General features: G+C 39.0%; 16 protein-coding genes and 2 tRNA genes. 1 reads left to right on the forward strand and 17 read right to left on the reverse strand.

From position 1 onward, the window contains the following. Positions 1–1,914: 1,914 nt before the first annotated feature. Both HMPREF2701_RS08560 and HMPREF2701_RS08565 read right to left on the reverse strand, forming a co-directional pair. Entirely contained in the window at positions 1,915–2,190 is a 276-nt protein-coding gene (locus tag HMPREF2701_RS08560; protein ID WP_001284640.1) for an HU family DNA-binding protein, read from the reverse strand. A gap of 107 nt (positions 2,191–2,297) precedes the next feature. Then, positions 2,298–3,137 carry a DegV family protein gene (locus tag HMPREF2701_RS08565; RefSeq protein ID WP_061589970.1) on the reverse strand — a complete coding sequence of 280 codons (840 nt, stop codon included), beginning with the start codon at positions 3,135–3,137 and terminating at the stop codon, positions 2,298–2,300. A gap of 140 nt (positions 3,138–3,277) precedes the next feature. On the opposite strand from HMPREF2701_RS08565, the gene HMPREF2701_RS08570 reads away from it, so the two are divergent. After that, positions 3,278–4,126: a YitT family protein gene (locus HMPREF2701_RS08570; RefSeq protein WP_061589971.1), complete on the forward strand. Its 849-nt coding sequence runs from the start codon at positions 3,278–3,280 to the stop codon at positions 4,124–4,126. Positions 4,127–4,156: 30 nt separating this feature from the next. Here HMPREF2701_RS08570 and HMPREF2701_RS08575 read toward each other — a convergent pair whose 3' ends face one another. The 15 genes from HMPREF2701_RS08575 to HMPREF2701_RS08645 all read right to left on the reverse strand — a co-directional run. Further along, entirely contained in the window at positions 4,157–5,548 is a 1,392-nt protein-coding gene (locus HMPREF2701_RS08575; protein WP_049487108.1) for an APC family permease, read from the reverse strand. Positions 5,549–5,671: 123 nt separating this feature from the next. After that, positions 5,672–7,084, reverse strand: coding sequence for a Fe-S cluster assembly protein SufB (sufB, locus tag HMPREF2701_RS08580; protein WP_000797054.1), 1,413 nt, complete (start codon positions 7,082–7,084; stop codon positions 5,672–5,674). 57 nt (positions 7,085–7,141) lie between these two features. Beyond that, positions 7,142–7,582 (reverse strand): Fe-S cluster assembly sulfur transfer protein SufU, encoded by a 441-nt coding sequence (gene sufU, locus HMPREF2701_RS08585; RefSeq protein ID WP_049499854.1) that lies wholly within the window; start codon positions 7,580–7,582, stop codon positions 7,142–7,144. Beyond that, positions 7,569–8,795 carry a cysteine desulfurase gene (locus tag HMPREF2701_RS08590; protein WP_070482765.1) on the reverse strand — a complete coding sequence of 409 codons (1,227 nt, stop codon included), beginning with the start codon at positions 8,793–8,795 and terminating at the stop codon, positions 7,569–7,571. Before HMPREF2701_RS08590 ends, sufU begins: the two co-directional genes overlap by 14 nt. A gap of 10 nt (positions 8,796–8,805) precedes the next feature. After that, complete coding sequence (gene sufD, locus HMPREF2701_RS08595) at positions 8,806–10,068, reverse strand: Fe-S cluster assembly protein SufD (protein ID WP_061589972.1); 1,263 nt, start codon at positions 10,066–10,068, stop codon at positions 8,806–8,808. Positions 10,069–10,095: 27 nt separating this feature from the next. Beyond that, positions 10,096–10,866 (reverse strand): Fe-S cluster assembly ATPase SufC, encoded by a 771-nt coding sequence (sufC, locus tag HMPREF2701_RS08600; RefSeq protein ID WP_057609286.1) that lies wholly within the window; start codon positions 10,864–10,866, stop codon positions 10,096–10,098. Between the two features lie 150 nt (positions 10,867–11,016). Then, positions 11,017–11,211, reverse strand: a complete 195-nt coding sequence (locus tag HMPREF2701_RS08605) for a DUF3272 domain-containing protein (RefSeq protein ID WP_061589973.1) — start codon at positions 11,209–11,211, stop codon at positions 11,017–11,019. Between the two features lie 27 nt (positions 11,212–11,238). Further along, positions 11,239–12,894: a DNA polymerase III subunit gamma/tau gene (gene dnaX / locus HMPREF2701_RS08610; RefSeq protein WP_061589974.1), complete on the reverse strand. Its 1,656-nt coding sequence runs from the start codon at positions 12,892–12,894 to the stop codon at positions 11,239–11,241. Then, complete coding sequence (locus HMPREF2701_RS08615) at positions 12,894–13,391, reverse strand: GAF domain-containing protein (RefSeq protein WP_049487104.1); 498 nt, start codon at positions 13,389–13,391, stop codon at positions 12,894–12,896. Before HMPREF2701_RS08615 ends, dnaX begins: the two co-directional genes overlap by 1 nt. 85 nt (positions 13,392–13,476) lie before the next feature. After that, entirely contained in the window at positions 13,477–14,679 is a 1,203-nt protein-coding gene (gene rpsA / locus HMPREF2701_RS08620) for a 30S ribosomal protein S1 (RefSeq protein WP_001001630.1), read from the reverse strand. A 161-nt stretch (positions 14,680–14,840) separates the two neighbouring features. Beyond that, positions 14,841–14,912: transfer RNA gene (locus tag HMPREF2701_RS08625), tRNA-Gln, on the reverse strand. Positions 14,913–14,921: 9 nt separating this feature from the next. Then, positions 14,922–15,002: transfer RNA gene (locus tag HMPREF2701_RS08630), tRNA-Tyr, on the reverse strand. Between the two features lie 49 nt (positions 15,003–15,051). After that, positions 15,052–15,282 (reverse strand): DUF2969 domain-containing protein, encoded by a 231-nt coding sequence (locus tag HMPREF2701_RS08635; RefSeq protein WP_000037113.1) that lies wholly within the window; start codon positions 15,280–15,282, stop codon positions 15,052–15,054. 97 nt (positions 15,283–15,379) lie between these two features. Beyond that, positions 15,380–17,347 (reverse strand): peptide ABC transporter substrate-binding protein, encoded by a 1,968-nt coding sequence (locus tag HMPREF2701_RS08640; RefSeq protein WP_049491529.1) that lies wholly within the window; start codon positions 17,345–17,347, stop codon positions 15,380–15,382. A 22-nt stretch (positions 17,348–17,369) separates the two neighbouring features. After that, a partial coding sequence (locus HMPREF2701_RS08645; protein WP_070482767.1) for a branched-chain amino acid aminotransferase occupies positions 17,370–18,277 on the reverse strand: 908 nt, incomplete at its 5' end.

An 18,277-nucleotide genomic window follows, 5' to 3' on the forward strand; every position in this document is an offset into this window, starting at 1 on the left:
GACGAAATGTGTCCTTTCTCGATCTTAGCTTTCCTTTAACTAAAGATCCATAACATCATCCATAGCAAGACTCATGAACCCCCAGATAAACAAACCAAGGACTAAATAAGCATAGAGTGGCAGGGAAGCAAAGATAAAAGGTGATAGTAAAATCATACCCAAGGTATCTCCAAAATTTGTACAAATACAATACAATCCAAAAAAAAGATAAAGGATAAAAATAATAAACCAAAAGCAAAATCGCTTGCGTGCTTTTTCTTTTCGAAACATTTCTTCCACCTCCCCTTCTATAGCTCTATTATATTACTAAGACTTTTATTTGTAAAAGTACTATCAAAAAGAAGGGACTTTTTAATTTTTTTATATCGTTGCAAATTACGATAAGCTAATTCTACGCAAACCAATAAAGATAATCTCTCAACTGATATCAAAAATAACAGAAAGAATAGTGAATAAATTACCAACATAATAAAAGTTGCAAAGATTTCTTCCATATCATGATTAAAAATATAAATAATCGTGTAGGTATAGAGTGCTAAGACAGAAATAGCCACACCTAATCAAATATGTGCCCAAATCAATCCTTTTCTAGTCATCTTTCTCCCCAGCTCACTATAGAGCCTCTCTATTCCTTTACCAATCGTTTCTGTTCGTCCTTATTGTGGCTTTGTTGATACAAAGTCGAGTTTATTTAAAATTCTCTCATCAACTCTCACTGGTATAACAAATTGCTTATCCATATAGTCCCCATATTTTTAACATTACTATACTCTCTTATAGCTACATTGACAAGTTAAAGTTCAAAACCAGCTAAATCGATTACTTCTTATTTATCACTTTTTCAATTGTTGCCAGGACTCCATTAGTCCCTTCCATGAAATCACGAATACTCACACCAGAAGCCCCTCTTTAACTTGCCTGATAAAACTATAAAAACGTTTGAAAATTTGCTCAAGTGCCATCACTTCCTTTTTGGCTCTACATCACCTACTAATTGAGCATAAAATTCTGTAAAGATAGACATAATTTTTGCCAAATATGTTTATTTCAGTAAATCATTAATAGTTACATCATCTCAGAGATTAGCAATAAATTCTAACTACTGGTCAATTTTTTTACTGCTGCAATCTCGTTTTCTACTGTATACATTAAAATTAAGGAATCACGATAATATAAAGATAAAAGGATCGCTTGCTCTCTCTTCTTATCCTATATCTGTCATGTTCAGTTGAACTTTCAATTTCTTCAACTTTTCAGCATTATATCCATATACAATAGTAGCATAATGACCATTTGTTGCAGTATCTCAGCTATATATTAAAGTAAATTTCACTTTTTTAGAAGAGTAGTGGACTTTTTACCAAAAAAAATCTAAGGGAGCTATATCAGCTCTCTTACTAGTAGCATGAATGATTTTAAATAGGCATTTTAGATTTATATCGATATAAAATACATTCAACGCTTTCTAATCAAACTTGATCTTTCAAAGTCACAATCAGAGTGATCTAAATTAATCTTAAACCTGCCTCTTGATTACACAGTGAACCTTGAGTATATCAAATATAATTCTGCATGACGAGCGGAACTGCCAAAAATCGTAAAAACTATTGAAGATTTAAATCTGAAAACAAATACACAACTTGAAGAATCCATTGATAGGCACCTCACCTACCACATCTTTAGGCATACTCTCATAAGCAGAATAGCGTAACTCTAAAAGCAATTATGGCAAGAGTAGGACGTTCTGATTCTAGGACAATAAACAAAATCTACACACGTTACAAAGAAGATGGATGGCAATATCCTCAATTTGCTAGATAATTTATAGTTTTGCCCCTTTTTTGCCCCCTGTACATAAAAAAAGCCTACTGACCAAGCTAGAAAGCTTGATACAATAGGCTTTTTATAGATTGATTATTTAACAGCGTCTTTAAGAGCTTTACCAGCTTTGAATGCTGGAACTTTAGAAGCTGCAATTTTGATTTCTTTACCAGTTTGTGGGTTGCGACCTTTACGTGCAGCACGCTCACGAACTTCAAAGTTACCAAAACCGATCAATTGAACTTTTTCACCAGCTGCAAGGTACTCAGTTACTGCTGCGAATACAGCTTCAACTGCTGCTGCTGAGTCTTTCTTAGTCAATTCTGTAGCTTCTGCTACTTTAGCGATCAAATCTTGTTTGTTTGCCATGTTAATGATTCCTCCAATTTAATTTCTAATTAACAAATATAATCATATCCTAAAATCCCTTTTAGGTCAAGTTAAAAACACTATTTCTTCCCATTTTATTTATTTTTTTAGGAGTGGTAACGTACTAAAATAGCCCAAGCATTCTCACCCGTGTGAGTTTGAATAATAGAGCCCGTTTCCAAAACTGAAATTGGCTTTTCAACATAAGCTTGTAAGCTTTCTTTCATCTCTTTTGCCCAATCAGCACTACCAGAATATGAAATCCCAATCTCTGCTACAGAACGTTCAGTTAGCGAACTTGTCAGCTCATCCAACCATTTTTTAAAAGTTTTAGCTCCACGACCTTTAACGATTGGCTGCAATTCATGGTCCTTCATCTGCATAACAACACGTATATTGAGAAGTGAGCTCAACAATCCAGTTACACGGCCAATTCGTCCACCTTTTACTAAATTTTCCAAAGTTGAAACGCCAATATAGAGTTCTGTGTGGTTTTTAACCTCTTCTACATGAGATAAGATTTCCTCCAACTCTTTGCCTTCTTGCGCTAATTTTGCAGCCTCAACAACTTGGAATTTCAAGGCTTGGTCAGTGAAGGAACTATCAATAACTGTCACATCGGCAGTAGATAAACTAGCACCCTGGCGCGCTGCTTCTACAGTACCAGAAAGAGCATGGGACATATGAATAGCAAGAATCTGGCTACCATCCTTGCATAGGTCTTCAAAAACTTCAGCGAATACACCTACAGGGGGCTGGCTTGTTTTCGGAAGATTCTTACTTGCTTGCATCAACTGAAGAAATTTACCTTCTTCTTTCAAATCCGCATCAGAATAAACAACATTATCAATCATTACAGATAACGGAACAACAGTGATATCTAATTGTTTTACTAGTTCAGGTTCAATAGTAACAGATGAATCGGTTACAATCTTAATTTTTGTCATAGTATCAATCTTTCTATTTTAGGATTCAGATTGGTTTTCTTACTTTTAATTATATCAAAAAAAGATTAAAAATCCTATTGGAGTCAATCAAATTTTCCTTAAAAATTTGATATAATCTACTTATAAGAAAAGAGGTCCCTATGATTAAAAAAATTTATCCCATTTTAACCATTTTACTAGGTGCTGCTATTTATGCTTTTGGTCTAACTTATTTTGTAGTTCCTCATCATCTTTTTGAAGGAGGGGCGACAGGTATTACCCTTATCACCTTTTATCTTTTTAAAATCCCTGTTTCTCTCATGAACCTGCTGATTAATATTCCCCTTTTCATACTAGCTTGGAAAATCTTTGGAGCAAAGTCCCTCTATTCTAGTTTACTAGGAACCTTAGCCTTGTCCGCCTGGTTGGCCTTTTTTGAACGTATTCCCCTTCATATTGATCTTCAAGGTGATTTACTAATCACTGCCCTTATAGCTGGGTTTCTATTGGGAATTGGTCTTGGAATTATCTTTAATGCTGGAGGTACAACTGGTGGTACTGATATTCTAGCTCGCATTCTCAATAAATACACTCATATATCCATGGGGAAACTGCTCTTTATCTTAGATTTTTGTATTCTCATGCTTATTCTCCTAATCTTCAAGGATCTGAGATTGGTTACCTACACGCTCTTGTTTGATTTTATCGTTTCTCGTGTCATTGATTTGATTGGTGAAGGAGGCTATGCCGGCAAAGGATTTATGATTATCACAAAACGTCCTGATCAACTTGCTAAAGCGATTAATGATGACCTAGGAAGAGGTGTTACTTTCATCTCAGGTCAAGGTTATTATAGTCAAGAAGATTTAAAAATCATTTACTGTATTGTCGGAAGAAATGAAATTGTGAAAATGAAGGAAATGATTCATCGAATTGATCCTCAAGCCTTTATAACTATTACAGAAGCTCATGAAATCCTAGGAGAAGGCTTCACATATATAAAAGAGTAAGCAAAAAGCTGGGAAGTTCCAGCTTTTTCTTTATTCAGAAAGTGTAGAATGACGATAGCCATAAGTAAAGTAAATCACAAGTCCAACTACAAGAGCAATTCCAAACGCAATCCATGTTTCTACACTATATTGAAGCATAAAGGAAAGACAGATTAGAATCGAGAGAATCGGCAACAAGGGAACTAGGGGAGTTTTGAATTCTCCTTCTTTAGGCATTCCCTTATCCTTTCTAAGTTTTATAATTCCATAAGCCAATAGGATAAGATAAGCAAGCGTACAAATATTTAGAAAGGCTGCAATACTAGCCAGTGGAAACACTCCTGCTGCAATTGCAGAAGCAACTCCAGTTAAGATGGTCGCATTTTTAGGAACACGACTTGTTTTGCTTAATTGCTTAAAACTTCGAGGTAAAAGACCATCACGTGCTAAACTGTAAATCATACGCGATAAGGCATAAGTCATAGAAATACATACTGTTATTAGGGTCAAAATGGCCACTAATGACACATAATTAGCTGCCCAACCAATTCCTATACTTCGCAATGAAAATGCTACAGCATCATCCACATTGAGTTGGCTGTAGTGAACAATCCCTGTCAATACTAATGTAACCAGAGCATAGAGAATCGTTACGATTGTCAAAGACAAAACAATACCTCGTGGGACATTCTTTTGTGGATTTTGAATTTCATCAACAGCCATCGAAATAGATTCAAATCCTAGGAAACCAAAGAACATCAAAGATGCTCCTGCCATTATTCCAGTACTTCCACCATAAATTTGACCAAAACCAAAGGGAGCAAAGTTGGACCAATTTTCTGGTTTAATATACCAGATACCAACTAGAATAAACAAAGCGAGAGCAGAGAATTTCAAGATGACTAGAAGCGAATTAAAACGCAATGCTGCCTTGGAATTTAATAAAACTAAACCGGTTACCAGTGTCAGTACCAAAATAGGTAAAAGGTCTATATAGGTACCCTGCTCAGGGTTAAAGGTCCCATTCAAGGCTTGAGGCATTGAAATACTATAGTTACTGAGCAAGCCTTTAAAATAAGCTGCCCAGCCAGAGGCCACACCAGAAACTGCTGTCATGAACTCCATGATGGTCAACCAACCAGCAATCCAAGCTGGTAATTCACCCAAAATTGCATACAAATAACTATAAGCACCACCAGTTGCAGGAACACGAGAGGCAAACTCTGCGAAAAAGAGGGCGGATAAAGAAACACACAGGGCAGAAATCACTATAGATACAACCAGTGACGGACCAGCAAGCGTTGCTGCTGCGGTTCCTGTAATGGTAAAAATCCCAGTTCCTACCATGGCACCGATTCCTAATAAAATCAAATCCCATACTTTTAAATGACGGTGCATTTCAGTACGTCCCAAGCTAACATCTTTTGTTCTAAAAATATTCATACTTCATCTCCATTAAATATGATTGTTTTATTTTATCATATAAAAGGGATTTTGTGAATATTTATAAGATATTTTTTCAAAAAAATCCGAACAGAATAAATCCTGCTCAGATTCTACATATTCTTAGCCAACTGATCCTTCCATTTCATAGCTAATCAAACGGTTCAGCTCAACTGCATATTCCATTGGAAGTTCTTTTGTAAAGGGTTCTACAAATCCCATTACAATCATCTCAGTTGCCTCAGATTCTGACAATCCACGGCTCATGAGGTAATAGAGTTGTTCTTCTGAAATCTTAGATACCTTAGCTTCGTGTTCCAAAGCGACTTGTGAGTTGTGAATTTCATTAAACGGAATGGTATCTGATGCTGATAAGTCATCCATGATAATGGTATCACACTCGATGTGAGAGACAGATTTCTTAGAGTTTTTATTAAAGGTTACTTGTCCACGATAGTCAACCTTTCCTCCACCTTTAGCGATGGATTTAGACACGATAGACGAGCTTGTATGTGGAGCGTTGTGGATCATCTTAGCTCCAGTATCCTGATGTTGCCCTGCATTGGCAAAAGCGATAGAGAGCATGGTACCACGCGCCCCTTCTCCATCAAGGTAAACAGATGGGTATTTCATGGTAGTCTTTGCACCCAAGTTACCATCAATCCACTCAACAGTGGCATCCTTTTGAGCTTTAGCACGTTTCGTTACCAAGTTATATACATTATCAGACCAGTTTTGGATAGTCGTATAACGCATATAAGCACCATCTAAGGCAAAGATTTCTACGATGGCAGCATGCAAGCTGTTACTTGAATAAGTTGGTGCTGTACATCCTTCTACATAATGGACACTTGCTCCCTCATCAACGATAATCAATGTACGTTCAAACTGACCAGTATTTTCGTTATTGATACGGAAGTAAGTTTGAAGTGGAATATCTACCTTGACCCCTTTCGGTACGTAGATAAAGGTTCCACCAGACCATACTGCTGAGTTAAGGGCAGCCAATTTGTTATCTGTTGGCGGTACCAACTTCGCAAAGTATTGTTTAAACAAGTCTGGGTATTCCTTGAGGGCAGAATCAGTATCTGTAAAGATAATCCCCAATTTCTGGAACTCTTCCTTCATATTGTGGTAAACCACTTCTGACTCATACTGGGCAGAGGCACCAGCTAGATAAGCACGCTCAGCTTCTGGTATACCAATACGTTCAAAGGTTTCTTTAATTTTTTCAGGAACCTCATCCCATGAACGAGCTGGTTTATCAGATGGTTTTTGGTAGTAGATCAAGTCATCAAAATCAATCTCTGACAAGTCTGCTCCCCAAGTTTGCATAGGCATTTTTTTGAAGGTTTCATAAGACTTCAAACGGAATTCTAACATCCACTCAGGTTCTCCCTTAGCAGCTGATAGTTCACGAATGACATCTTCGTTCAATCCTTTTCCTGTCGATAGGACAGGCTCTACATCATCATGGAAACCAAATTTATATTCACCAAGATCAATTGGTTTTGGTTCTACTCTTTCTTCAGCCATAATATCCTTTCTTTCATTCTTCATTTCTACTGATTCATAAGACAAAAGAATCTTGCCTTACTGATTTTTTTGATTTTCAATTGTTTTCTTCAGGGCGTTCCAAGCTAGGGTTGCACACTTGATTCGTTGAGGGAATTTAGCAACACCTGATAAGAAAGCCGCGTCTCCAAGTTGGTCTTGACGCTCATCTTTTTGCCCTTGAACCATTTCTGAAAAAATGGTCGCAAGTTCTAGAATTTCTTGTTTGGTCTTGCCTAAAACTGCATCTGTCATCATACTAGCAGAGGCAGTTGAAATCGTGCATCCTGAATTTAGAAAAGCAATATCTTCCAAACGGTCCTCTGCGTCAAACTTGACAGAGAGGTTGATGACATCCCCACAGGTTGGATTATTGAGGCTGATTTGCTCAGCATCTTCCAGCTTCCCTTGGTGATGTGGATTTTTCGAATGGTCTGCCACCACTGCCATATAAAGGCTATCTAGTTTAGAAAGTGCCATTGAAAAACTCCTTTGTCTTTTGTAAAGCATCGACTAGTTTGTCACAATCTGCCTTGGTATTGTAGATATAAAAACTTACACGAGCTGTTGCTGGGACTTCCAAATGCTGAAGCAAAGGTTGGGCGCAATGGTGACCAGCACGAACAGCCACTCCTTCATAATCCAGAGCCGTCGCAAGATCGTGGGGATGAAGATCCCCTAGGTTAAAGGCAATGACACCTGAACGTTGAGCCAGGTCTTGCGAACCATAAATGGTCAACCCTTCAATGGCCTGCAATTTTGGATAGACGTATGCAATCAATTCCTGTTCATAAGCTTCAATGGCATCCATACCAATCTTATCCAGATAATCCACTGCTGCAGCAAGTCCGATAGCACCTGCCATATTCGGCGTTCCAGCCTCAAATTTCCAAGGCAATTCCTTCCAACTAGCAGATTGCTCATAGACGAAATCAATCATCTCGCCACCAAACTCAACTGGTGACATTTGTTCCAGATACTTTTCTTTACCGTAAAGAACACCAATACCAGTCGGACCAGCCATCTTGTGACCCGAAAAGGCAAAGAAGTCCACATCCAAGTCCTGGACATCAATCTTCATATGAGGTGTAGATTGAGCACCATCCACTACCATGATAGCTCTAACTTGGTGGGATAATTGAGTGATTTCTTTGATAGGATTGACCACACCAAGAACATTTGAGGCGTGAGCTAGAGAGACAAACTTGACTTTATCAGTCAATTTAGCGCGCAAATCCTCCATATCCAGAGCCCCGTCCTTGAGATAAACATAGACAAGCTCTGCCCCAGTCTTGCGACAAGCTTCCTGCCATGGAATGATATTAGAATGGTGTTCCATTACTGAAATCAAGACTTGGTCTCCCTCAGTCAGAATTTCCTCAGCGAAGCGTGCCACCCAGTTAAGGCTGGTTGTCGTTCCTCTGGTAAAGAGAACTTCCTTTGTAGAGCCTGCATTGATAAACTTACGAATGGTTTCACGAGCAGCTTCATAAGAAGCTGTTGCTCGCTCAGCCAAGGTATGAACACCACGGTGAACATTGGCATTGTCCTGCTCATAGTAGCGGTTGATTGTTTCCAGAACTGCTAGTGGTTTTTGTGTCGTCGCAGCATTGTCCAGATAGACCAGAGGTTCATCGTTGACAATCTGGTCTAAAATTGGAAAATCCTTACGAATCGCTTCTACATCTAACATAGGCTACCCCTTAGCGTTTTGACAATTTTTCTTCGATGGTTGCAATCATTTCATCACGAACTTCCTTGACTGGAATCTCAACGATAACAGAGCCAAGGAAACCACGGACAACCAAACGTTCTGCAGTTGCCTTATCCAAGCCACGGCTCATGAGGTAATACATATCTTCTGGATCTACCTGACCGATAGAAGCCGCGTGTCCTGCAGTAACATCATTTTCATCAATCAAAAGAATTGGATTAGCATCTGAACGTGCTTGGTCTGAAAGCATAAGAACACGACTCTCTTGTTGGGCATCTGCTCCCTTGGCACCCTTGATGATGTGGCCGATACCATTGAAGGTTAAGGTTGCTTTTTCAAGAATAACCCCATGTTGGAGGATATTTCCAATTGAGTTGCAACCATAGTTAGTCACTCGAGTATCAATCCCTTGTACCTGACGACCACTTGAAAGGGCTACAACCTTGAGATCTGCATGGCTACCATTTCCAATCAAGTCGCTATCAAAGTCCGCAACGACGTTTCCTTCGTTCATAACACCAATCGCCCAGTCAATGCTTGCATCGTTGCCTAATTTACCACGACGGCTAATGTAGGCAGTGACATTTTCACCTAGACGGTCGATAGCCGCAAATTTCACTTGAGCACCAGAACGCGCAATTACTTCTACTGTGATATTAGCAGTTGCTTTGGCACTTCCTTCACCACGTGACTCTAAACGTTCCAGATAACTAATCTTAGAATTTTTACCAGCGATAATCATAATATGCTTGTTAAACGGCACATCACTATCGCTGTCTTGATAGAAAATTCCTTCGATTGGTTCTTTAATCTCAACATTATCAGGAATGTAGAGAACAGCACCACTGTTGAAATAAGCTGTATGGTAGGCTGCCAACTTGTCATCGTCATACTTAACAGATGACATGAAGAATTCTTTGATCAGCTCTGGAATTTCTTCTAAAGCTGAGTGGAAGTCTGTAAAGACGACACCCTGTTCAGCTAACTCAACTGGAGTTTGCTCAAAAACAGTTTGAGTTCCTACTTGCACCAACTTCAAGTGATTATCTAGAGCTGTGAAATCTGGAACATTTGCTGATGGCTCACTTTCTGTAATCGTTCCATCACCCAGATTCCAACGGTGGAATTTGACACGCTCAATAACTGGTAATTCTAAACTCTCAATCTTATCAAAAGCTTTTTGACGGAGGTCAGCCAACCAGCTTGGTTCAGCGTGCATTTCTGAAAAAAGTTTAATATTTTCTTTAGTCATTTACTTCTCCTAAAAGATACGAGGGAATTACAATTCTTCCTTGTAGTCGTAGCCAAGTTCTTCAGCTAGTTTTGCGTATCCTTCACGTTCCAAACGCGCAGCCAATTCTGGACCACCCGAAAGGACAACACGACCTTCCATCATGACGTGTACCACATCAGGTGTGATGTAGTTCAAAAGACGTTGGTAGTGAGTGATAATCATAGCACCAAAGCCTTCACCACGCATGGCATTCACACCTTTAGACACCACTTTAAGGGCGTCAATATCAAGACCTGAGTCAATCTCATCCAAAAGGGCAAAAGTTGGTTCCAACATCAAGAGTTGAAGAATTTCATTACGTTTTTTCTCACCACCAGAGAAACCTTCATTGAGGTAACGCTCAGCCATTTCTTCTTTCATGTTGAGCAATTCCATTTTCTCATCCAGTTTAGTAATGAACTCACGAACTGAAATCTTCTCATCGTCTTCTTTACCAGCATTCATGGCTGCACGAAGAAATTCAGCGTTAGTAATTCCAGGAATTTCTGATGGGTATTGCATAGCAAGGAAAAGTCCCATTCGCGCACGCTCATCTACTTCCAACTCAAGAATATTAACATCGTCAAACAAGACTTCACCCTTTGTTACTTCATAGTTCGGGTTTCCCATGATAGCGGCAGAAAGAGTTGATTTACCAGTACCATTTGGTCCCATGATAGCGGCAATTTCTCCTGTTTTAAGGGTCAGGTTAACCCCTTTTAAAATTTCTTTTCCTTCAATCTCAACGTGAAGATCTTTGATCTCTAATACTGACATGATAGTTCCTTTCTTTTTCAAAGCCTTTACAGTTCTTACTGGAAACATACTTGATTTCCCTAGCAAATACGGTAAAAGGTCAATAAATATACTTTTATAGTATAACAAAAAAAAGCCTAAAAGGCTTTGATTTTGTCTAGAAGCTGAGGACTAGTCTTTTCCTTTCAAGTGCTGGTCAATGACATCTACAATCTTGCCCATCAAGTAACTGACTCGGAAATTTCTAAAAAGCAAAATGGCCCAAAAGGCTGCCATAATATAGCGACCAGTCATCCAGGCTTCATTGAAAAAATAGGTCTCAGCAGCTGTAAACAGCGCGATGATAATAAATTGTTGTCTATGCATAAACTTATTGTATCATGAAATCTTTCTTTAGTCTTCCTCTACCTTCATTTTATCAGCCAAAAATTCAAATCCTTCTGGAATCAGGCTTTCTTCTGCTTCTTTTTCAGTTTGGGAAGATTTGGCTTTGGCTGAAAAGGCTGCGCGAACTTCTTTCCATTCCTCCATGGAAATGGCTAAAATCTCAGGTGAAAAACCTGCTGCCTGACTGAGGATATTGCCAAACATGGTGTTGAGATTGTCTCGTTTCATGGTTTGACCAGCATTGAAGTTAGACTCAAAAGCAAGAATAGCATGGTGTTCATTGGCCGCAACCGGTTGAGAACCAACTAGCAAAGCCTTATCAGGCCCACCTAGACTTTCAATCACCTCTCCCCAGGCATTCTGTAAGCGAATCAGATTTTGACGTGCTAAATCAGGATTTTCGACGGCCTCTTGTAGGATAGATTGAACTTTATTACGATCCACACGATAGACTGTTTTGCCTGCTGTTGGACGACTAGGTACTGGACTGATTGGCTTAGCTACAGTTCCCACATTTGCGAGTTCTTGTTTGAGACGGGCAACTTCCTGTCTCAATGCAGAAATTTCATGTTCAACTACCCCAGAAAGAGCTGGTTCAGGCTTAATCTCTACTAAACGGATAGTCATCATCTCAGCATAAATCTTAGGCTGCAAACTAGACTTAATATCTGCTAAACTGACTGTCGCTAAGCGAATCATTTCAAACAGATTTTCTTGAGAAAGTGCCAAATTTTCTACAAAGACTGGACTATGATGAGTGTTTTCTCCACCTGTTTGGACAATTAACAAGTCTCTTAAATAGTGTAAAAGGTCGGTCACAAAACGAGTCATGCTCTTACCATTGTCAAAGAGAAGATTTAAACAAGCTAATGCTTTAGGAACATCCTGTTGAGATAAGGCAAACACATAATCATCCAAGGCTGATAGACTAATGGTGCCAGTAATTTCTTCAGAGATGGCAGTCGTCAATTCATTTCCCTGTGTCAAACTTAGGGCTTGATCCAAAATAGACAAGGCGTCTCGCATTCCACCTTCAGCCCGTCTAGCAATGATTTCCACAGCCTCTGGTTCAGAACTGATATTTTCTTTTTCTAAGATATAGTGGATATGTTCCTTAATATCCTGTGTTTTAATTGATTTAAATTCAAAACGTTGCACACGGGATAAAATAGTGGCAGGAATCTTGTGCAATTCAGTAGTGGCCAAAATAAAGACAACATTCTGTGTTGGCTCTTCCAGCGTCTTTAAGAGGGCATTAAAAGCCCCTGTAGACAGCATATGAACCTCATCTATGATATAAACCTTATAGCGAGCAAGGCTAGGAGCGTAGGTAGATTTATCACGAATTTCACGAATTTCATCTACCCCATTATTAGAGGCAGCATCCATTTCAATGACATCTTCTAAACTACCGTCTGTCACTGCTTGACAAATATAGCAGTTATTACAAGGTTCACCACCCACTTGATTTGGACAGTTCATAGCCTTGGCAAATATCTTAGCTACACTGGTTTTTCCCGTTCCACGAGGACCTGAAAAAAGATAAGCATGACTTATTTTCTCTTGCTCCACCGCTTGTTTAAGAGTCTTAGCCACAACTTCCTGACCAACCAACTGGGAGAAGTTTTGACTTCTATATTTTCGATAAAGTGCTTGATACATTAGGCTTTCTCCCCAAACATTGTAAAGTCCCATTCTGTCTTTTCAAGCAAAATAGCGACAAATTGTTCCAAATAATCTCGATCCATAGCATCATAATCATCAATCTCTGAAGAATCAAGATCTAGAACTCCAAGTAATTGACCATTCTTAACCATCGGAACAACAATTTCACTTTTAGCTCGACTATCACAAGAAATATAGTTGGGATAAGTTGTTACATCACCAACCAGAACAGTTTCCTGGAAATGAGCTGCCTTCCCACAAACACCCTTTCCTAGCGCAATACGGATGCAGGAAACACCTCCTTGGAAAGGACCTAAAATCAATTCCTTTCCATCGAACAGATAAAAGCCTGCAAATACAGTGTTAGGTAAGCGTGATTTTAGAAGAGCACTGGCGTTGGAAAGATTAGCCAAAACATTGGTTTCACCATCCAATAAAAAAGAGAGTTCTTCATTTAACATTTGATAACATGATTGTTTTTCTGATTCTAACATAGAACTATTATATCAAAAAAGGTTTACAGACAAAAGAAAAATCCCTTGTTTAGGAAACAAAGGATTTTATGAATTTTCAATTTGATTAAAGTTCGATATCACCGAACAAGTCAGCCATTGAGAATCCTGTTTGTGTTTCTGGAAGTTCGAAATCACGTTTTTCTTGACGTTTTGGACGACGTGGACGAGCAGCACGTTTTTCTTCTTTTTGTCCTTCTTCTTGAGCTGGACGCTCTTCAAGAGCTTTGATAGAAAGTGATACGCGCTCTGCATCTGCGTTAACTTCAAGAACTTTAACTTTAACTTCTTGACCAACTTTAAGAGCTTCTTTTGGATTTTCAATACGTTTGTGTGAAATTTGTGATACGTGAACAAGTCCATCGATACCTGGCAATACTTCAACAAATGCACCGAAGTCAGTCAAACGTTTAACTGTTCCTTCTACTACATCACCTTTAGCCAATTTTTGCTCAACGCCATCCCATGGTCCAGGTGTTGTTGCTTTAAGTGAAAGTGATACACGTCCTTCTTCTTCGTTAAGATCAAGGATTTTCACTTCAATTTCTTCACCAACTGTTACAACTGATTTTGGTGATACGTTACGTTCGTGTGACAATTCAGTCAAGTGAACCAATCCGTCAACACCACCAAGGTCGATGAAAGCACCGAAGCTTGTGATACGTGCAACTTTACCAGTTACAACATCACCAACAGCCAATTTACCGAATACTTCAGCGCGAGCTGCTGCAGTAGCTGCTTCAACAACTTCACGACGTGAAAGGATGAAGCGGTTTTCTTTAGCGTCAACTTCTTTGATCTTAGCATCAAATTCTTGACCTACAAAACGCTCAGTGTTACGTACGAAACGAGTATCCAACATTGAAGCTGGGATAAATCCACGAACACCTTCAAATTCTACTGAAAGTCCACCTTTAACGGCACGAGTTCCTTTAACAGTAACAACTTCTTCTTCGCGACCAACAAGTTTGTCCCATGCTTTGCGAGCTTCAAGGCGTTTTTTAGATACAAGGTATGTAACTGTATCAGTATCTTTACCAACTACTTGACGAAGTACAAGAACATCCAATACTTCTCCTACTTTAACAAAGTCATTGATATCTGCATCGCGATCGTTTGTCAATTCGCGAAGAGTCAAGACACCTTCAACACCAGTTCCAGAGATTGCAACGTTAGCTTGAGTCGCATCAACTGTCAATACTTCAGCACTAACAACATCACCAGTCTCAACTTGGCTAACGCTATTTAGCAAATCTTCAAATTCGTTCATCTAAAAAATCCTCCAACAATCAAGTTTTTCTTAAACTTGACATACTTATAATTTTTTTCCTAAGCACCCGCAAGGACATGTTCATATCGTTCACGTCTTTCAATTATAAAAATAAAATACCCTAAGATATTTTGCTTTTTATCTTGATCATTACCTAAGAACTGGGGTAGCTGGATTCGAACCAACGCATGAGGGAGTCAAAGTCCCTTGCCTTACCGCTTGGCTATACCCCATTGATGAAATGGAGAGAGAGGGATTCGAACCCCCGAACCCGAAGGAGCGGATTTACAGTCCGCCGCGTTTAGCCTCTTCGCTATCTCTCCTACAATTAACATGGACTATTATATCATGAAAATTTCAAAAAAACAAGACTTATTTTGCTAAATTATAATTTTCAATCAAAATTTCCACAGCTTTTTCCAATTTTTTATAAAAACTATCGACATTCCCATTCTTTATGATGGCAAATTGTCCATCTAATTCGGCAATTTCTCCGATAACTTTTTTACCAATGGTCAACGTATAACCTTCAAAACTGTCTTTTCCTACATTAACCTTGGCATCTGCTACTTGAATTTCAATTTTTTTATCTTTCTTACTCATTTCATACCTCTCTTCACTTTTTCTATTTTACAAGAAAATCCAAAAACTAGCAAGAAAAAACTCTACATCAGGCTTGTCTGATATAGAGTTTTCCGCTTTATTTAATATGCTTTTCTAGTTCTTTTTGGTACTTACCATTTGATTCCAATTTTTCTTTTTGCCATTTTTTCAGTGCTTCTTCATATTCTTTTGTTGTAACAATATCTTTTTGCAATTTCATTCCTTTAAAGATATATGGGTCACCTTTAATACCAACTTGTGAGTATGGTTTTGAGAATGGCACGACATTACTTACAACTGGAGAACCACCAGATGAGGCTGTAGGCATCAATAATGAACTATCTGTCAACCAAGCTTGAGCCTTGGCATATTTTTCATAGCGTTCTTCAAGATTCGTAGTTTCTGAATCGGCATCATCCAATAATTTCTTATACTGGTCCAAACCAAGTTTCGCTACAACATCCTTATCTTTCCCTTTAGTAATACCAAGGTGTTTCATAGCAGAACCTGATTTAGGATCCATGATATTCAAGTAAGATGCTGGGTCTTGATAGCTTGGAGCCCATCCTGTACTGTTCAAATCATAATCTTTTTGAGAAGGAACACGCGCTTGAGAAGTGATTGTTTCCTTTTCATTATCTGTCATTTGAAGAACGTCGATGACAACATTTTCAGCACCAAGAGTTGATTCGATAGACTGTTTGAAAGAGTTGCTTTGTTGAACAGCGATGGTATCTGTTTGTTCAACTGGGACATCCAAGTGAATTGGGAATGTTACCCCTTTAGATTCCAAGTCTTTCTTAGCTTTTTCGAATGCAGCTTTAGCCTTGTCAGGGTTGTAGATAGAATCCTTACCGTCAACTAGCTCAACACCTTTCCACTGGTCACCATAGTTCACCAACTCTGCTTGAGCGATTTGACCAAAGTTTTTACCACCTGCTTGTACAAAGTTATCTGGAACGAGACTGTTACGAATAATCTTGTCCGCACCGTCTTCACCATTTAGCTGGGCAGCATAAGAATGGCGGTTGAAGGCAAAGTTGATAGCCTGACGGAAGTCCTTATTAAGCATAGCTTCTTTTGTAGAAGTCTTTTGCTCTTCACTTGTTTTCGCAGTTTTATTATATGACTGACGATTTACGTTAAAGGTGAAGTAATAACTACTTGAATCCTGTGGGCTATAAGTGATTTTATCTCCGTATTGTTCCAAAGTAGAAGCAAAGTTTGAGCTACTTGGGAAGAGACGGGCTGTCGTATAGGCACCTGAAGAGAAGCTACGAATCAACGATTCCTGATCAGAACCATCGTAGTAAGTCAATTTAATCTTCTCGATTTTTACCTTTTCTTTATCCCAGTAATTTGGATTTTTCTCATATTCGATCAACGATTTAGAAGTCAAGGTCTTCAAGATATAAGGTCCATTGTAGAGAATTCCTGCTGGAGTAACTGCTCCATAATCTTTACCTGATGCCTTCAAAAACTCTTCATTTACAGGCAACATCGTTGCTGTGGTGACTTTAGAGTTCCAGAAACTTTCTGGTTTGTTTAGGGTATATTCAACTGTGTAATCGTCCAAGGCCTTGACACCAACTGTAGAGAAATCATTGGTCTCACCAGTCATGTAGGCATCCAAGCCCTTGATTGAATTTTGGATGAGAGAGACACCGTCTGACTTACCGTCAGCTACGTGTTTTAGTCCTGTTACAAAGTCATGGGCTGTTACTTCTGCATATTCTTCACCTTCAGAAGTGTACCATTTAACTCCTTTACGAAGTTTATAGGTATAAGTCAAACCATCTTTTGAGACAGACCAATCTTCAGCCAAGGAAGGAATAACATTTCCGTATTGGTCGTTTTCCATCAAGCCATCAACCACGTTCCCGATGACATCTGTTGTCGATGTACGAGTCGCTATACTATAGTCCAAAGATGCTGGATCTACTGCATAGACATATGAAAATGTTGTCGGTGCATCTGCTTCTTTATCAGCTTTTCCACAAGCCGCTAATAGAGCTGTTGTGCTCAGGACCACTCCTGCTGTTAAGAGCCACTTTTTAGATTTCATAAAAAATCTCCTTTAGTTAATTTTAATCTACTTTTACAATCCAACCTTCTGGCGCTTCAATATCGCCAAACTGAATTCCTGTCAACTCATCATAGAGTTTGCGAGTCACAGGACCTACTTCTGTTTCACTATAGAAAACATGGAAATCATCACCGTGCTGAATTCCACCAATTGGAGAAATAACTGCTGCTGTACCACAGGCACCTGCTTCTATAAAACGATTGAGATTATCAATTGGTACATCTCCTTCAACCGGAATCAAACCCAAGCGATGTTCTGCCAAATAAAGCAAAGAATACTTAGTAATAGATGGCAAGATAGATGGACTCAATGGTGTTACAAACTCATGGTCAGCTGTAACTCCAAAGAAGTTAGCTGAGCCGACTTCTTCAATCTTTGTATGAGTTGATGGGTCTAGATAGATAACATCTGAGAAATGGCGTGTTTTAGCCAATTTCCCTGGCAAGAGACTGGCAGCATAGTTCCCACCAACCTTAGCCGCACCTGTACCATTTGGAGCAGCACGGTCGTATTCATCCTGAATCAAGAAGTTGGTTGGAACCAAACCACCCTTAAAGTAATTTCCAACTGGCATAGCAAAGATGGTGAAAATGTACTCTTCTGCCGGTTTAACCCCAATAATATCTCCGACACCAATCAAAAGAGGGCGAAGATATAAGGTTCCACCTGTTCCATATGGAGGTACGTATTCTTCATTCGCACGAACAACTTCCTTACAAGCTTCTACAAACATTTCTGTCGGAACTTGTGGCATCAAGAGACGATTACAAGTACGTTGCAGACGTTTAGCATTTTCATCAGGACGGAACAGTTGAACACTGCCATCCTTAGTACGGTAAGCTTTTAAACCTTCGAATGCTTGTTGTCCATAGTGAAGACTTGGAGAAGACTCTGAAATATGCAAGGTTG

It is taken from the genome of Streptococcus sp. HMSC077D04, assembly GCF_001808785.1.
Classification (GTDB): domain Bacteria; phylum Bacillota; class Bacilli; order Lactobacillales; family Streptococcaceae; genus Streptococcus; species Streptococcus mitis_BX.

What these genes read in the sequence shown, in the direction of transcription:
- HMPREF2701_RS08560 (WP_001284640.1), bottom strand. Translation starts at nt 2,190, where the DNA reads ATGGCAAACAAACAAGATTTGATCGCTAAAGTAGCAGAAGCTACAGAA.
- HMPREF2701_RS08565 (WP_061589970.1), bottom strand. Translation starts at nt 3,137, where the DNA reads ATGACAAAAATTAAGATTGTAACCGATTCATCTGTTACTATTGAACCT.
- HMPREF2701_RS08570 (WP_061589971.1), top strand. Translation starts at nt 3,278, where the DNA reads ATGATTAAAAAAATTTATCCCATTTTAACCATTTTACTAGGTGCTGCT.
- HMPREF2701_RS08575 (WP_049487108.1), bottom strand. Translation starts at nt 5,548, where the DNA reads ATGAATATTTTTAGAACAAAAGATGTTAGCTTGGGACGTACTGAAATG.
- sufB (WP_000797054.1), bottom strand. Translation starts at nt 7,084, where the DNA reads ATGGCTGAAGAAAGAGTAGAACCAAAACCAATTGATCTTGGTGAATAT.
- sufU (WP_049499854.1), bottom strand. Translation starts at nt 7,582, where the DNA reads ATGGCACTTTCTAAACTAGATAGCCTTTATATGGCAGTGGTGGCAGAC.
- HMPREF2701_RS08590 (WP_070482765.1), bottom strand. Translation starts at nt 8,795, where the DNA reads ATGTTAGATGTAGAAGCGATTCGTAAGGATTTTCCAATTTTAGACCAG.
- sufD (WP_061589972.1), bottom strand. Translation starts at nt 10,068, where the DNA reads ATGACTAAAGAAAATATTAAACTTTTTTCAGAAATGCACGCTGAACCA.
- sufC (WP_057609286.1), bottom strand. Translation starts at nt 10,866, where the DNA reads ATGTCAGTATTAGAGATCAAAGATCTTCACGTTGAGATTGAAGGAAAA.
- HMPREF2701_RS08605 (WP_061589973.1), bottom strand. Translation starts at nt 11,211, where the DNA reads ATGCATAGACAACAATTTATTATCATCGCGCTGTTTACAGCTGCTGAG.
- dnaX (WP_061589974.1), bottom strand. Translation starts at nt 12,894, where the DNA reads ATGTATCAAGCACTTTATCGAAAATATAGAAGTCAAAACTTCTCCCAG.
- HMPREF2701_RS08615 (WP_049487104.1), bottom strand. Translation starts at nt 13,391, where the DNA reads ATGTTAGAATCAGAAAAACAATCATGTTATCAAATGTTAAATGAAGAA.
- rpsA (WP_001001630.1), bottom strand. Translation starts at nt 14,679, where the DNA reads ATGAACGAATTTGAAGATTTGCTAAATAGCGTTAGCCAAGTTGAGACT.
- HMPREF2701_RS08635 (WP_000037113.1), bottom strand. Translation starts at nt 15,282, where the DNA reads ATGAGTAAGAAAGATAAAAAAATTGAAATTCAAGTAGCAGATGCCAAG.
- HMPREF2701_RS08640 (WP_049491529.1), bottom strand. Translation starts at nt 17,347, where the DNA reads ATGAAATCTAAAAAGTGGCTCTTAACAGCAGGAGTGGTCCTGAGCACA.